Origin of the sequence: Neisseria uirgultaei, from assembly GCF_962719845.1 — a bacterium.
GTDB classification, from domain to species: Bacteria; Pseudomonadota; Gammaproteobacteria; order Burkholderiales; family Neisseriaceae; genus Neisseria; species Neisseria bergeri.
The window spans coordinates 52,039-67,976 of the sequence record NZ_CAUIYF010000001.1 but is presented as its reverse complement, the minus strand read 5'-3'; the positions used below and the strand labels follow the sequence as shown (position 1 = coordinate 67,976).

The window sequence follows — 15,938 nt, the reverse complement described above, 5'->3', positions numbered from 1 at the left end:
AGAACGCCCTCATTTGAAAACAATATGCCGTCTGAAAACGGAAGGCGGCAGTTTATCATCTTTGCCTTCAGACGGCATATCAAACGCCGCCTTTGCGCCGTATGCCGGAGGTTCGCCCCCGTCCTTCCTATGTCTGACCTGAATGCCGTCTGAAGCAATATGAAGGTATGCGTTTCAGACGGCATCCCCCTGTTGTGGAAATACCGTCCGAACCCTGTCCGATTATTGCCTGATTGCGGCGGAGCGGACGAGTTCTTCGAGGCTGTCGGCGAGCATTTCCGCCGCGCGCCGGTAGCCTTTGGCGGAAAAGTGTACGCCGTCTTTGGCGGCCCATCCGTGGTTGAGCCAGTTTTTCATGCTGCAAACGCCGCCCATCGCGTTTTGCCAAGACCAGAACATCGTCTGCCCCTGACGGGCGATGCGCCGCTGCATCTGTTGGACTTCGATCAGGCGGACGGGGCGTGTGCCGCATACGCCGAGCGTGTTTTTCAGAGATTCGGGCGCGCCGATGATGAGGATGCCGGCGGCAGGCAGGCTGTCGCGGATTTGGCGGACGGTATCCAGCCATTTTTGTTCGGTGTCGGTAATGTCGATGTTGTTGTTGAAGGCTTCGTTGGTGCCGTAGGAAAGGATAACCAAATCGGCGCCGGTTTGGGCAAGGTCGTTCATACGGTCGGCACGCCATTTCGACCACTGGGTTAATTGTGCGCCGTTGATGCCCATCGCGGAAACGGTAATGCCGCCGGCGGGATTTTCGATGTTGATGAAGCCGATGTCCCACGGCATTTCGGTGTGTATGGTCAGGGGCAGTGCCGCGCCCGTATCCAGTACCTGCCAGCCGCCGCCGTTGGCGGAGACGGTGTTGCCGTTGACGGTCAGGGTTTGTTCGGCAAGCAGGGGTTTGGCAAACAGGGAAACGCGCTGCTTGCCGGTCTTGCCGTCAGATGAGGTCAGGGTCATGCTGCCGCCGCTGCCGGTGTGGGCGAGGATGCCGCCGAGCGGGAAGTCTCCGGTGTTGTTCCTGCTGGTGAGGCTTTGCCAGTTGCCGTTATAGCGGACGGCCGCCATACGCTGTCCTTTGACGTTGGCGGGGTAAACCCAGCCTATGCCGCCGTCGCCCCAAGTTTTTTGCAGGCGTTTGCGCAGGCTGTCGGTAAAGAAGTCGCCGGCGGTATGCGAGTCGCCGATTTGCAGGATGCGGAAAGTCTCGCCACTGCCTTGTGCGACGGATTGGAGTTTTTTCATCCAAGGCGAGGCGGCGGCGTTGCCGTAGTCGGTCAAGAGCCCGTTTGTATCGGTGTAGGGGGCGGACGGGGAAACGGTAACAGTGTCGAGGCTGACGGAGGCGACGGGCAGGGCGTTTGCCTCGGTTGCGGCGAACAGGGCGGAAAATGTGATGAAGTGTCTGAGGTTCATGGTTGTCTGCCTGGTGTAAAAGTGAGTTTTTCCATTATTTTTTCCGCCAGCAGTTTTTGTCCTTCGGCGGTAAAGTGTATGCCGTCCTTGCTGCGGTAGCGGACGGGTTTGCCGTTGACGTTGACGGAGTCGGTGTAGCGGTCTTTCCCGCCGCTCAGGGTGTGCGTGGTGGGAATCAGGATGATTTTGCCTTTCAAATGTTCCGAAAGCAGTTTGTCTAGGTAGCGCATCTGTCCGTCGAGCTTGGCTTTTTTCATGTAGGGGATGCCGAGCCAGACGACTTGGACGCGGTGCGTGTGTGCGGCTTCAAGGATGCGGTCGACACGTTTCAGGTATTCTTGCGCCCATTCGTCGGAAGCGAATTTGAGATAGCGTTTGCCGACGGGGAAATCCCACGGGTCGTTCGGTCCGAGGAAGACGGCGAGTACGCTGATTTCGGGATGTTTTTGCAGGGTTTCTTCAATCGTTTTCGGCCAGTCGAAGAATGAGGGGTAGGACAGCCCCGTGCTTTGTTTGCTGAGGTTGACGGATTCGATGCCGTATTGCTGTTTCAGGCTTTTTTGCACGAAGGGGGCAACGCCCTGCATCAGCGAGTCGCCGGCGAAAAAGACTTTGTCGCCGCTGCGGACGGCGGCGGCTTCGGTGTCTTGTTTCCATTCTGTTTCACCGGTTTGAGGGACGGCTTCGGATGCGGCGGCTTCAGACGGCATATCTGCCGAACCGCCGTCTTGAGCCGTCGGCGGCGTTTCGCCGGACAGGAAGGCTTTGATGCCGTCTGAAAGGGCGTAGGCGTTTTCTTGCAACGCCGCACCGCTCCGCCACCATCCGTAGGCGGCAAGCGGTTCGAGCGGGCTGTTGCGGTGGTAGGTCTGCTGCCAGTAGGCGTTGATGGGGTTTTGGCTGAACCACACGGCAATCAGGGCAGACATCAGTATGGAGGCGAAAAGGGAAAGAAAGTTTTTCATGTCCAAACCCTTAAAAATTGGCATAAATAAAGCCGGGTATCCCCGAGGGGGCGAGGACGATAATCAGCAGCAGGACGGCGGAAACGGGGATAAACCACAGCCACATCGGGATTTTTTCCAAACCTTTGACCGCGCCGTCGAAAGCGCGTTGCAGGTAAGGGTAGAGCAGCATCACGGATGCAAACGAGGCAAGCAACAGCATGTTTGCCTGTTGCGGCGCATTCCAGCCGTTGGCATTGGCAAAGAGGGCACTGAAAACTGCGCCTGCATCGTCGGGATTTGCGGTATTGAAGACGACAAAGCTAAGGCAGACGAAATGGAAGGTAATGAGCCATGAGAGCGGCGCGAAGTATTTCAGACGGCATAGCGCGTCGCGTCCGAAATAGCGGTCGCCCGTGTTGAGCAGCACCAGTGCCGTGCCGTGCAGCGCGCCCCAAATGAGGAAGTTCCAGCCGTAGCCGTGCCAGATGCCTGAGAGCACCATTGCCGCCATCAGGTTGAGCTGTGTCCGTAAAAAGCCTTTTTTGCTGCCGCCCAAGGGGATGTAGATGTAGTCGCGTATCCAGGTGGAAAGGCTGATGTGCCATTTGTCCCAAAATGCGCGGATGTTTAAAGCACGAAGCGGTGCGGAGAAGTTTTTGGGCAGTCGGAAGCCCAGCAGCATCGCCATGCCGATAACCAAATCGGAATATCCGGAAAAGTCCAGGAAGAGTTGGAAGGTATAGCCGTACACGCCGCCCAATACGCCCCAGCCGTCGAATTGGGCGGGATTTTCAAATACGGGCGACACCCAGTTTTCCGCCAGCATCCCCGCCAGCCACCATTTTTTGGCAATACCCAGCAAAATCAGGGAAACGGCGAGTGCGGGGCGGACGGGCGAACGCGGATGGCGGGTGCGGATTTGCGCCAGTGCGCCCGCCTGTTCGCCGTCCGCGCTTTTGAATACGGCGGCGCGGATAATCGGGCCGGAGGTAACGGTGGGAAAGAAACTCAGGTGCAGCAGCAGCTCGTGCCACCCGAAACGCGCGGCGTGCGGCGCACGGAAGCAGTAAACCAGATAGGCAATCGACTGGAAGGTGTAATACGAAAGCCCCAGCGGCATCAGGATGTCGATTGCGCCGCCTTTTCCAGCATATTGGGCAATCAGCGGCCGGAAAAAATCGAAATATTTGAAAAATCCCAAGACGGTCAGCGAGACGGCAACGCCGCACCCCAGCCAGAAACGGCGCGTATTTTCGCATTCGGAACGGAGCAGTTCGCCCAAAAGGTACACGCAGGAGGAATAGAGGGCGACGATTGCCGCAAATACGGGGCTGATATGGTAGAGCCAGCCCATACCGGCAGCCAGAAGCAGCAGGTTTTGGACGGACGGGTATTTCGCCCAGCCCCAGTAAATCGGCAGGAAGGCGAGAAAGAACAGTGCGAATTCGACAGACAGCAGCGGCATAAACCATCCTTGGAACAAAAAAATAGGCGTTAAAACACGGCAAAGCCCGTTATTTTAAGCAGGGGCGGATATTTCTTCAATCAAAATGCCGTCTGAAGGGCGGGAGGGGCTTCAGACGGCATCGCGCGGTCAGGTTCGGATATGGCGGTTCAAATTCAGGCAGACCCACAAACCTGCCGCCGCCGCAAACATACCGGCGATGCCGATACGGGAAATGCCGGCATATTGCGTTACCCAATGCCCCAGCAGCGCGCCGCCGCCGATGCCGACGTTGTAAAGTCCCGAATAAATCGAGTTGGCAAGGTCTGCGGCATCGGAGGCGAAATCCAAAACTTTGGAAACCATCCCCAAGCTGACGACCACAATCGCCGTCCCCCATACGAACACCAGCGCGTAAATGGCGGCAGGAAAATGCGCCAAAGGCAGCAAAAGCCCCGAAGACAGGGCGATAAGCGATACCGCGCCCGCCAAAAATGCGCGCGGATGTTTGGCAAACCATTTGCCGAACAGGTAAGACGCGGCAAAACCCGCCAGACCGTACAGCCCCAAAACCACCGTAACCTGCCGCGTGGAGAAGCCGCCGATTTGGATGACGAAAGGCTCGATGTAGCTGTATGCGGTAAAGTGCGCCGTAATGACCAGCACCGTTACCGCATACAGCAGCATCAGTTTTTTCCGTTTTAAAAGCAGGGGCAGGCTGCTTAAAGAACCGGCATTCACGCTCGGCAGGCGCGGCAGGCTTTTGGCAAGCACGGCCATCACCGCCGCCGCACACAAACCAATCAGCAAAAAACTCGCCTGCCAGCCCAAATATTGTCCGACCATACGCCCGAGCGGAATCCCCGCCACCATCGCCATTACCGTCCCCGTACTGAGCAGCCCCAATGCCTGATTTCCCTTTCCGACAGGGGCGATGCGTACCGCCAGCGAAGCCGTAATGGACCAGAACACCGCGTGCGTCAGCGCAATCCCCACGCGGCTTGCGAGCAGGATTTCAAAACGCCATGCGGCAAATGACAGGATGTGGCTGACGGTAAACAGCGCAAACAGAACCAGCAGCAGGCCGCGCCTTTCCATATGGCGCGTCAGCAGCATCAGCGGCAGCGAAGTCAGCGCGACAATCCACGCATAAACCGTAATCATTATGCCTGTTTCGGTCGCCGCCATGCCGAAGCTTCGTCCGATGTCGCTCAAAAGCGCGATGGGGATGTATTCGGTCGTGTTGAAAATAAATGCGCCGATTGCCAAGGCAATGATGCTCAACCAGGGTTTGTGTGAAGCGTTCATTGTTGTTGTCCTGATAGGAATTGCCGCCATTATGCGCAAGCGTCCGTATTTTTTCAAACCGCCGCACCGTTTCCGCGTTTGCCCAAGTTCACGCCCCGACTTACAATAACGCCCGTCAGAATGCAGTACCAACGAAAGGAAAAACCATGGAAACCCTTATCCTCGACATCGGCGGCATGAGCTGCGGCGGCTGCGTCAAAAGCGTTACCCGGATATTGGAAGGCGTCAAAGGCGTGGCTAGCGTCGAAGTCAGCCTTGAAAACAAAAGTGCGACCGTTGCATACGACCCCGCGCAAACCGATGCAGGGGCGTTGATTGAAGCCGTTGAAGATGGCGGCTATGATACCGCGTTGAAATAAAGCGGCAAAAATGCCGTCTGAAGCCTTTGCGTTTCCCCGATGCCGTCTGAAGCCCGCTTCGTGCCTTCAGACGGCATTTTTTAGGTAAGGTTTACGGTTCCTGAGGAATCATCAGTACGGGGATGACGACCGCCCATACCGGAATGTCTTCCCGATATTGTTCGAGATATTTTTTGCCGACATCTTTCAAATAGGAGACACCGACAGCGGCAACGGCGGCACGGGCATGTTTGGGGATTTTTTCTTTAAAATTCTTGGCGGTTTTGGCAACCGGTATATTGTTGGCGCAGAAAAGGTAATTGCCGCCGCCGTCTTCAATGATGTCTAGGCTGTCGCCGGTTTTCAACATTTTGGCAGCTTCGATGCGTTCGCCGATTTCCCCGTATGAAGGATTTTCGTTTTCTCGGGCGATAAAGCCGATATCCAACGCTCCTCCATAGTTGGAAAGCATCCTATATTCGACATTCAATTCAGGCAGTTCGGCAAAGGTGCGGTCTATGCGCTCTACGTCTTCGGGCAATGTGTTTATCCATGCGTGGTGCGGCGTGTGGCAGATCAGTGTCAGCGTCTTTTTGGCACGGGTCATGGCGACATAATAGAGGCGGCGGTTTTCGTCGCTGCGCTCTTCCCAGCCGTCGTCCAGGATAAAGACGTGGTCGAATTCCAAACCTTTGGATGAATGCGCCGTTCCCAAGAATATGCCGTCTGAACGGCTGATTTTTTCGTTGCCGACATATTCGTACAGCCAGTTTTTCAGAAATGCCGCAGGATGTTGTTGCGCGTCAGTGTTTTCAGACGGCCGGGCAATGGGGAATTCGTTGAGGAAGTCGGTTTTAAGCTGTGCGAACCAGTTTTCCCATTTCTTGCCGCTGCGCCCGATTTCTTTCTCTATTAGCCGACAGAAATCCGCCGAAGAAAGCATACCGTCCCCCGCCGTTTCGATGCCGTGCACCAGACGGACAAATTCGCGTGTTTTGCATAAAGACAGGCTTTGTTCGTTTTTCAGGAAGTAGGGAATGCCGTTTTGTTCGCACCATGCCTGCATGGGGTTGAGTGTGTCGTTGTTGCGGGAAGGACGGCGATGCTGTTCCAAGAGATGTCCGCCAAATTCCGCAAACGCTGTATTTCCGCAATGACGGCTTGGGATTGGATGTTGAAGCGTTTTCTCCGGTGGAACTCGGGGTGCAGGCGGATGACGAGGACGCGGCCTTGACGTTCGGGGTCGGTTTTCGCCCAGTCGCCGCCGTCGGGGTCTTGCCGCCTTTCGGGATTGACGGCGATAGGGTGCAGGGTTTTCAGGCGGTCGGGCATTCCGCTTATCACGCGGTTGGCGGCGGTGATGATGTTTTGCGTGCTGCGGTAGTTGAAAGTCAGGAAATCGGGCGAATCCACGCCGTATTCTTCCTGAAAACGGCGGATGTATTCGTTGCTGCTGCCGTTGTAGGCAAAGATATTTTGGTCGTCGTCGCCGACTGCAAGAATGGTCAGCTTGTCTTCATCGTCGCGTTTCCTGCCTGCCAGTGCGGAAACCAGCCTGTAATGCCGTTCGCTGATGTCTTGGTACTCATCTACGAGGATATAGCGGAATCCCGACATGATGCGCTCGCGCGCTTCGTCCCCGTCGCCGCCGCTGATGCCGTCTGAAAGCATGGCGGTGGCTTCTTCGCACCATTTTTCAAACTGTTCTTTGGTTTTCTGTTCCTCCTGTTCTCTGCTTTTGCCGTCGAAGCCTTTGCTGTCGAAACGTACGCCTAAAAGCCGCATCGCCATACCGTCGTAAGTCAGGACGGTAACGGCCCGGGCAAGGTTGCCGACCAGTCCGTGCAGGCGGCGTTTGACTTCCAGTGCGGCAAGCCGGGTAAAGGTCAGGACGATGATGGAGGATGCCGGAACGTGTTGGACGCGCAGAAGATAGGCGACGCGGTGGACGATGATGCGCGTTTTGCCGGAACCTGGACCGGCAAGTACCAGGCGGTTCCTGCCGCTCTGATCGGTAACGACGGCTTTTTGCACGCTGTTCAGACCGTCCGTTACGGCATGGAGGGTATCCGGAGAGACGGGTTCTTCCAACTCTTTCAGCCTTCCTGAGAACCATTTGTCCTTAAATGATTTTTCATCCGTTTTAAAATAGTCGGCGACCAGGTTTAAGGCTTCGGTGATGTTTTTGAGCGCGCGTTCCGCATATTCGCGCATGACGTGGATTTGGAAACGTTTTTCCCCGTAAAACGTTTCCAAGGGGCGGTAGTCAGATTTGAGGTATTGCCGTTTGGATTCCAGCGCGTTCCGGTTGGGGACGATGGTCATCGCGTGGCGCAGGATGGTAATGCCGTGGTTCAGTTTGATGATGCCCAGTTTGTGCATGAACAGCAGTGCCTGTTTGAGCAGGGTTTCGCGGCGGTTTGCCGGAATCTGTACCGACAATTGCATATCGTCGGCAAGCCGCTGCACCATTTCGCCGATTCCGGTTTCCACGACGACATCTTTCCGCCGGACACCCTCTGTCTTGTCGACGAGGAAGGACAGGATGCAGGCGCAGATGTTGCGGCGCAAAAGGGCGGTTTCCTGAATATTTTCCCAGCTGTCATTGTTTTTGAAGCGGATTTTCAGGCAGCCGTTGCCTAAGTCGCGGATTTCAAAGCTGCCGTTTTTATTGGATTCGAGTGCGGATTTGTCGTCTGCAAAGGACAGGATGAGCTGCTTGATTTCGGCGGGCGTGCTTTCCAGTCCTGAATCGTGCATTTCGTAGCAGACGGCATTGACGGCGAGATTTTGCCATATTCCTTGGTCGGCATCGGGAATTTCCGTTTTCAATATCTGCCAGAGTTTTTCTTCCCATCGGGTTATTTTTTCCAAAAGTCCCGACGACGGTTTGACATTGTCGGTACGCAGGATGACGGTCATGCGCGTATCGTTGGTCAATATGCCCATTTCTTCGAGGCTGTGCAGGTGTCCGCGCAATTCTTCCAAGCTGCATGCGGTCGCCTGTATCAGGTCGTCGGTACTGAGCGGCTTGTCATCCGGTGCGTTGAATACGATTTCGGCAATGGTCAGGTAGATTTCTTTGAGCCGTCGGGCAAACCGGCCTTTTTGAATCAGCTCCGAAGCCTGTTCCAGAGTCAGTTTGCCCGAGCGTGAAGGGAAGATTCTGGTGCGGTTTTCTTTTCGGTCGAGCAGTTCGGCACGTTCCAGCCAGGAAATGGCGGTTTTGATTTTGGTGTCCGACTGGCGGTCGTCCCTGTCAAAGCTCATATATTCTTCGCTGTCTTTCAGAATCTCGCCGCCGGTGGCGACGACTTCGCCGCAGCCGTCCCTGCCGTGTGCAGCCGCGTTGAGCATGCCGATTTTGCGCCATACCGTTTTGAGGTCACGCAATTCTATTTGCGACATTTTGCTGATGCCGAATTGGGTATCCACATCGCTTTTTTCATAAAGCAGGATGCATTTTGCCTCTTCGCGGTCCCGTCCGGCGCGCCCGGCTTCTTGAAGGTAGTTTTCCAGCGAACCGGTGATTTCGGCATGAATGACCAGCCGTACATCAGGTTTGTCCACGCCCATACCGAAGGCGTTGGTGGCGACGATGACGCGCAACCCGCCCTCGATAAAGCGGTTCTGTATGTCTGCTTTGGCATTGGTTTCCAGGCCTGCGTGGAAGTATTCGCACGCCCAGCCTTGTTTTTGGAGGTATTCGTTATAGCCTTCCGCACTTTTGCGCCTGCCGACGAAAATGACTGCGCCGCCCCTTTGATGGTCGAGTTCTCGGTGGAGCAGTTCGTCGATTTTTTGTTTTTTGATGCCGTCTGAAGCTTCGAAAACTTCGTAAGACAGGTTGTCGCGCGCGTTGTCGCCGATAAATTGCCTGAATTCTATGCCGGCCTGCTCGCGGAAATTATCGGTAATGTCGGCAAGTACGTCGGGTTTGGCGGTGGCGGTAAAGCAGCTTACCGGTGCGGTGCCGCCGTTTTTCCTGCCGTGTTCGGCGATGAATTTGACCGCATACAGGTAATCGGGTCGGAAATCGTGCCCCCATTTGGACAGGCAGTGCGCCTCATCGAATACCCAGCCGTTGATTTGACGTTGGGAAATGGCGGAAATGAAACTGTCGTTGCGGAACTGTTCGGGGGCAACCAGCAGGATGCCGATGTCGCCCAATGCGGTTTTGTCCAAAATTTCGGCACGTTCGACCACTTCGACTAGGCCGTTGAGCATGGCGGCGCAGGTAATGTTTTTTCTGAGCATTCCGTCCAGCTGGTCTTTCATCAGCGACTGTAGGGGCGAAATGACGACGGTCAGCCCGCCGTTACGGTAATAGCGGTTGAGTGCGGGAACTTGATAACACAGGGATTTTCCGCCGCCTGTGGGCAGGACCGCCAGCGTGTGCAGACCTTTCATCCCCGACTGCACAATGGCGCGCTGACCGCCTTCGAAACCTTTGAAATGGCGGAATTCGGACAGTTGGAAATAACGCTGCAACTGGGCTTCGGGATTGAGCATATCGGTGCAGTAGTTACAGTTGCTGTCGCCGCAGTCGCGATCGCGCAATTCGGCAATCAGCCGCGCCGTTTCGGGAAAACGGCTACGCACCCACGGGGCAAGCACGGAGTTGCCGCCGGAGACATTCAGCCATGACAGGGCATAGGCAAGCGAAGGATAGATGTCGCGGTTGCGGATGTCGGTTTTCATCAACTCTAAAAAACGCGTGCGGCAGACTTTCAAACGCCCTTTCCCTTCGTTGTCCTGCATCATCATCCAAATAATGCGTATCAATCGGTTGGTGTCCGGGTGTTCGCTACGTTCGGCGAAGGAGATGCCGTCTGAAGAACGATACGGCAGACGCATATCGGACAATGCCGCCCACAGGGTAAATTCATCGGGCCTTTCGGTTTTGATTTTGCCGAATGCGGCACACTGGTCTTGAAAAAGCTGCCAACAGGCGCGGCAGTCCGCCAATGGGGAGTTGAGTTCGGAAGAGATGATTTTGTAGTTTTTAATCAGGCGGTGGTACGGGTTTTGCGGAAAGGCGAGCGGCGACAGCTTCAGCGTATCGATAACGGGCAATGAAAGCCATGCCCGGTCGGGCGCGGCTTTTTTCAAATACGGCAGGTCGTGTTCGAGGAAGTTGTGCCCCATCAGCCATTCCGCACCTTCCGCAAGGGGCTGCATTTCCGCCAATGCCTTCCTGAATCCTTCTTCATGGCGGAAGCTTCGTTCAAACCCGAGGTCAAGGTCGGGTCGGTATGCACCGATTTTGAAAACGGTATCGGTTTTGGGGTTAATTTCCAAGTCGATGATTAAAACGGCAGGTGCGGCAAAATCCATGGCGGTCGGGATGCTGGCATAAAACGGTCAATATACCATAGTGTTGCGCCTTTATCCCTGATTTCGGCAAGATGGCGGAGGGATGCGTCCGGACTTCAGACGGCATACCCGTCCGAAAGCGCCGATAATTTCCGTGCGGTTGAAGTAGGCAGGCGAATTGGTTAAACTTGCGGGCAATAGTGCCTTCAGACAAACAAAATATGCCGAACAAAAAGAATAAAGCCGCCTTTGCGCGCACTGCAACGGAAAACGGTGCGCCGGATGTGTCCGACATCAAAAACTCATATGATGATTTGATGTACGAATCCGGCGCATTCTCTCAAACCGCCATCAATAATTTGGAGGCGCGCGCCCGCCTGATGGGTTTGCAGCCCGCGCCCGCCGCCAATGCCAAGGTCTTGGAGCTGGGCTGTTCGATGGGCGGCAATATCATCACGCAGGCACTTTATTACCCGGATGCGGAATTTACCGGTATCGACTTGTCCGGCAGGCAGGTTGCACAGGGCAACGCCATCATTGAAAAAATGGGCTTGAAAAATGTGCGCCTGGAAGAAAAAGATATTTTGACCGTCGATGAGTCATTCGGAAAATTCGACTATATCATCGTCCACGGTATTTGGTCGTGGGTGCCTGACGCAGTTAAAGACAAAATCTTTTCGATTTGCCGCAACAACCTGACCGAACACGGCATTGCCTATATTTCATACAATGTTTACCCCGGCTGGAAACGGCAGGAGCAGTTGCGCGAAATTATGTACTTTTCCGGCAGGGATGTGCTTGAAGAACCCTTGGAAGCGCGAACGCGGAAAGGCTTGGACGCGCTCAAGGCACTGGCGGAAATTTTGGAAAACGACAAGGGCTTGGGCGGCGGCGGCAAACTTCCGGCGATTCAAAAAATATTGAATCACAATACTTATTATGTCGCACACGAATATATGGAAATATTCAACGACCCGATTTACGTCAACGGCTTCATTGAATGGGCAAACCGCCACCGGCTGGCGTATATCGGGGATACCGATTTGCACGTGTCTTTTGTTTCTTGGATGGCGGAGCATACGCGGGAGCGGATTCTGGCATTGGCAGGGGGCGATTATATTGCCAAAGAATTTTACAGCGATATTTTATCCGACCGCCAATTCCGCCGTTCGCTTTTATGCCGTGAGGAAGTTGGGGATACTATCAGGCGTGATGAGTCGGTTACTGTCGAAGTGATAGAAAGTTTGAATTTCCGCCCGGCAAGAGGGGAAACAATCAACTTTGATGAAAACGATACCCTGCTTTCGGGCATACGTGATGTGATGAAAACCGGAGAGGCGTTTAAAACGGAAGATGTTGCGGAAAACCTCGCCCGCCGATTTCCCGGTCTGGAATTTGACCGTATGAAAATCAATTCCCAACTTTTATTGCAAACCATTCTCGGGCGTTTTTCTGTTTCATCAGACAATACGGGCAAACAATTTTTTGAAGACCATAAAACCTATGTGCCGGCGCGTTTTACAGATTATGTCGCTGCCTTTGTGGAACACGGTGCGGGAGCTTTTGTCCGGCCTGCCAATCGTTACAACGAAAGCACGCCCTCATTCGGATACGGGCATTTGTACATTATGCGCCAATTGTCGCGGCCGACGACCAAACAGGCACTGATTGAAACGGTTGCCGAAAACTTGAACATCGTCAGCACCACGCCCGACGGTTTGACATTCCATCCGCCTGCCGAAGTGTATGTGGAAGAAATATTGGCAGACTTGGCAGACAGGCATTTTCTCGTTTCGGCGGATTGACGGGCAAGGCCCGGCGGCAATCCGTCCGATATATTTTCAGACAGGAAAGACACACACTGCGAAAAACGGTACACGACACATATGAACCAGACATTTACCTTGCCCGATACGCGCCCGTATCCCCAAAATCCGATTAAAAACCACCTGCTGCTCAATGCCTACCAGTTGGCGCACAATTCCTCACAGGCTTCGCGCAAACTCTCGTCCGGCCAACTTCAAACCGAAATCAGGGGGATGCTTGAGCAAAACCACTATATCAACCTTTCCCTCGCGCTGACGATGTCGCCCGATGCCGGAACTTATGCCGCGCTGCTTTCCAGTGTGAACGCGGTACTCGATTGCGAGAAAGAAGGCGAAGTGCAGTGGTTCGCCCTGCCGGTCGTGCTGGTGTCAGGCTGCAAAAAAGAACGTGCAATCGGGATGAAGCTGCCGACGGAGGCATTGTTTGCCTGCCTGCAAAACTATCCGCACCTGCGCGCGTTGACGCAAGAGACACAATGGCTGCCTTATCTTGTGCATTCGTCCGATTTGAGTGCGGTCGCGCCGGATGAGTGGTGGCGTGCCAAACAGGACGAAGCGGCTGCTGCCGGACATTTGCGCCGTTTTGAAGAACGCGCCCTCCTTCTGCCGGAAGGGCAGTCCGTCCACGTCGTTTACGCGCTGGGTTTCGGCAGCGGCAAGGTTCAGACGGCATTGGGTCAGAACCTTCTTCAGGCAGGCCTGCCCTTAATGCAGGTATGGCAGGAAAATCTTGCATCGGAAGGCGTTACGCTGTTTGCCAATCCGCTTTCCCCGGATTCTCCGGTACGCGCGCTTTCAGACGGCAGCCACACGCGCCAACGTATGGCGATGGATGTTTTTGCGGCAAACGCGATACGCGCCGTCCGTATGCAGAGTCCGCGCGTCGGCGTGGTCGTTGCGGCAAAGGCGGGCGGACAGATTCTATTCGGATTTAATGCGACCGACGGCGCGTTTGAAGTCGTGCCGCAGGTGTTTTCGTGGCAGCTTTCCTTTACCGACAACATCGCCGTCATCCAGCAGAATTTCCTCGACCTGATGGCGGAGTGCCGCGTGGAACACGTTTACCTGTTGCACAATCCCCTGGGCGAACAGGAAAACATCCCGAGCTATGCGGAAGCGTTGAAACGGGAAGGGCACAATCCGTTTTTCAGTACACAATACGATTGACCTGCCGATGCCGTCTGAAAGGGTTTCCGCTTCAGACGGCATCGCATTGGAACAGGGCGCGGATATGAAAAAACCGAAAATCCTTTTTGTCTGCCTCGGCAACATCTGCCGCTCGCCGATGGCGGAATACATTTTGCGCCGCCGTGCCGCCGAAGCGGGGATTCCCCTTGAAACGGACAGCGCGGGGACATCGGGCTGGCACGACGGCGAGGATATGCACCGCGAGACGGCGAAAATATTGAAAAAACACGGCATTGACGCTTCAGGCTTTACCAGCCGCAAAATCCGCCAAAGCGATGCAGCGGCGTTCGACTACATCATCGCGATGGACGGCAAGAATTTGTCCGAATTGGAAAAAACCTTCGGCAGGCAGCCGGAAAAAATATTCAAACTGACCGACCTGATACCCGAAAGCGGTTACGACCATGTCCCCGATCCGTGGTACACGGGCGATTTTGAAGAAACCTTCAGGCTTGCGGATGCGGGCTGTCGGGCATTGTTGGAAAAGATTTCCAAATAAAGTAATTGAATACAAACACAAATATAAAACCGCCTCCTGCCGTATCGGTTGTTCAGACGGCATAAACAGGAAATTTATGAAAACAAACTTCAAACAGAAAATCATCGATCAGGCACGCAGCGAAGGCTTGCAGGTAACCGCTTTGCGCGAGCAGGTACTCGATATTGTCTTGCAGCAAAGCGGCGTGATTAAAGCCTACAACGTCTTGTCGCAGATGCAGCAGCAGAGCGAGGGCGCGGTTGCGCCGCCTACCGCCTACCGCGCCCTTGATTTTTGGGCGGAGCAGGGCGTTTTGCACAAAGTGGCGGCGGTCAACGGCTATATTTTGTGCAGCCACGCGCAGCACGAGTGCGACGACCATTGCCACGACCACGAAGAAGCCGAAGCGCACCACAGCGCGTTTATTTTGGTCTGCACCGAATGCGGCACGGCGGACGAGCAAACCCTCAGCCACGAGTGGGCGGCATTGCGCGCAGGCGTTGCCGAAAGCGGCTTCGCGCTGAAAGAAGAACACGTTGTTTTAACCGGAATCTGTAAAAAATGTCAGAAATGAAAAAAACCAAAGTCCACCTGATTTCAGGTTTTCTGGGAACAGGCAAAACCACCGCGCTCAAAAGCCTGATGGCGCAAAAAGACCCGAACGAAAAATGGGTCATCATCGTCAACGAGTTCGGCGAAATCGGCATTGACGGCGCGGTATTGAGCGACAACGGCATCCCCGTGGCAGAAATCGCCGGCGGCTGTTTGTGCTGCACCGCCGGCCCGCAAATGGGCGTAACCGTACAGAAAATGCTGCGCGACGCCAAGCCCGACCGCCTGATGATTGAGGCAAGCGGACTGGCGCACGCCGCCAGCGTCATCGATGAACTCAAAGCCAAACCGCTGGACAGCCTTTTGGAAATCGGCGCCGTCTTTACCGTCGTCGATCCGCGCCAGTTCATCAACCCCGATTACGCGCAACAGGCGTTGTATAAAGACCAAATCGGCATCTGCGACGTATTGGTCGCCAGCAAAACCGATTTATGCACCCCCGAACAGCTTGCCGAATTTCACGACAAAGCGGCAAAACTGTTCCCACCCAAAGCCAAAGTGGTCGAAGTCCGAAACGCACAACTCGACATCCGGTGGCTTGACATCCCCGTCATCGAAAAATCACGCTACCGCCTCAAAGCCCTGCCGGACAACACCATGGGCTTCCAGTCGCAAGGTTTCACATTCCCCGCCGGACGCGATTTCGACGGCGAAAAATTGACCAACTTCTTCAATGATTTGACCAAAATGACCGAAGGACTCGTCCGCGCCAAAGGCGTGTTCCAAGTGCTCGGCACTTGGGTGTGGCTCAATTGGGTGGACGGGCAGTGGGGCGCGAACCAAGTGTCTTGGCGGCGCGATTCCCGTTTTGAATTGATTGCCAAATCGTTTGACGCGGATTTAATCGAACAAAAGCTCAAAGACGCATTGGAATAGCGTTCACGCGCTTTCAGACGGCATATGAAATGAAAATGCCGTCTGAAGGCTTTAACCGTTTCCAAAATCGCCCGCGTCAAAACCGCCGCGTCGTCGTCGGGTAATAACACGCGGGCAGACGTTCAGACGGCGCACCCGTTTCCCAAAAAACGCCGTATGAAGTGAAAAAATATTTTAAAACAGACAGTT

Annotated in this window: 11 protein-coding genes and 1 pseudogene; 7 read left to right on the top strand and 5 right to left on the bottom strand. The window is 54.7% G+C overall.

Annotation, left to right across the window (positions count from 1 at the left end; translation table 11 throughout):
* The first annotated feature begins 24 nt into the window (after window positions 1-24).
* Window positions 25-153: a hypothetical protein gene (locus Q9J32_RS00320; RefSeq protein ID WP_257623275.1), complete on the top strand. Its 129-nt coding sequence runs from the start codon at window positions 25-27 to the stop codon at window positions 151-153.
* A 69-nt stretch (window positions 154-222) separates the two neighbouring features.
* Here Q9J32_RS00320 and Q9J32_RS00315 read toward each other — a convergent pair whose 3' ends face one another.
* The 4 genes from Q9J32_RS00315 to Q9J32_RS00300 all read right to left on the bottom strand — a co-directional run bounded on the left by Q9J32_RS00315 (window position 223) and on the right by Q9J32_RS00300 (window position 5,115).
* On the bottom strand, window positions 223-1,416 hold the full coding sequence (locus Q9J32_RS00315) for an SGNH/GDSL hydrolase family protein (RefSeq protein ID WP_301884463.1): 1,194 nt from the start codon (window positions 1,414-1,416) through the stop codon (window positions 223-225).
* Window positions 1,413-2,381, bottom strand: a complete 969-nt coding sequence (gene patB, locus Q9J32_RS00310) for a peptidoglycan O-acetyltransferase PatB (RefSeq protein ID WP_301884461.1) — start codon at window positions 2,379-2,381, stop codon at window positions 1,413-1,415. Before patB ends, Q9J32_RS00315 begins: the two co-directional genes overlap by 4 nt.
* Before the next feature lie 10 nt (window positions 2,382-2,391).
* A complete protein-coding gene (locus Q9J32_RS00305) occupies window positions 2,392-3,828 on the bottom strand; it encodes an MBOAT family O-acyltransferase (RefSeq protein ID WP_301884459.1) in 1,437 nt (478 codons plus the stop codon).
* A 129-nt stretch (window positions 3,829-3,957) separates the two neighbouring features.
* Window positions 3,958-5,115, bottom strand: a complete 1,158-nt coding sequence (locus tag Q9J32_RS00300) for a sugar transporter (protein WP_301884456.1) — start codon at window positions 5,113-5,115, stop codon at window positions 3,958-3,960.
* A gap of 146 nt (window positions 5,116-5,261) precedes the next feature.
* On the opposite strand from Q9J32_RS00300, the gene Q9J32_RS00295 reads away from it, so the two are divergent.
* A complete protein-coding gene (locus Q9J32_RS00295; RefSeq protein WP_301884454.1) occupies window positions 5,262-5,474 on the top strand; it encodes a heavy-metal-associated domain-containing protein in 213 nt (70 codons plus the stop codon).
* A gap of 91 nt (window positions 5,475-5,565) precedes the next feature.
* On the opposite strand, the pseudogene Q9J32_RS00285 reads toward Q9J32_RS00295, so the two are convergent.
* Window positions 5,566-10,790: pseudogene (locus tag Q9J32_RS00285) on the bottom strand (RecQ family ATP-dependent DNA helicase).
* Window positions 10,791-10,990: 200 nt separating this feature from the next.
* Between Q9J32_RS00285 and Q9J32_RS00280 the strand changes: the two are divergent.
* The 5 genes from Q9J32_RS00280 to Q9J32_RS00260 all read left to right on the top strand — a co-directional run bounded on the left by Q9J32_RS00280 (window position 10,991) and on the right by Q9J32_RS00260 (window position 15,749).
* Window positions 10,991-12,574, top strand: coding sequence for a class I SAM-dependent methyltransferase (locus Q9J32_RS00280; protein ID WP_301884449.1), 1,584 nt, complete (start codon window positions 10,991-10,993; stop codon window positions 12,572-12,574).
* A gap of 81 nt (window positions 12,575-12,655) precedes the next feature.
* Window positions 12,656-13,762: a conjugal transfer protein gene (locus Q9J32_RS00275; protein ID WP_301884446.1), complete on the top strand. Its 1,107-nt coding sequence runs from the start codon at window positions 12,656-12,658 to the stop codon at window positions 13,760-13,762.
* 64 nt (window positions 13,763-13,826) lie between these two features.
* Window positions 13,827-14,282, top strand: a complete 456-nt coding sequence (locus tag Q9J32_RS00270; RefSeq protein WP_301884800.1) for a low molecular weight protein-tyrosine-phosphatase — start codon at window positions 13,827-13,829, stop codon at window positions 14,280-14,282.
* A 76-nt stretch (window positions 14,283-14,358) separates the two neighbouring features.
* Window positions 14,359-14,835, top strand: a complete 477-nt coding sequence (locus tag Q9J32_RS00265; protein ID WP_118780170.1) for a Fur family transcriptional regulator — start codon at window positions 14,359-14,361, stop codon at window positions 14,833-14,835.
* A complete protein-coding gene (locus Q9J32_RS00260) occupies window positions 14,823-15,749 on the top strand; it encodes a CobW family GTP-binding protein (RefSeq protein WP_301884442.1) in 927 nt (308 codons plus the stop codon). The genes Q9J32_RS00265 and Q9J32_RS00260 overlap by 13 nt, the downstream gene beginning before the upstream one ends.
* Window positions 15,750-15,938: the final 189 nt, after the last annotated feature.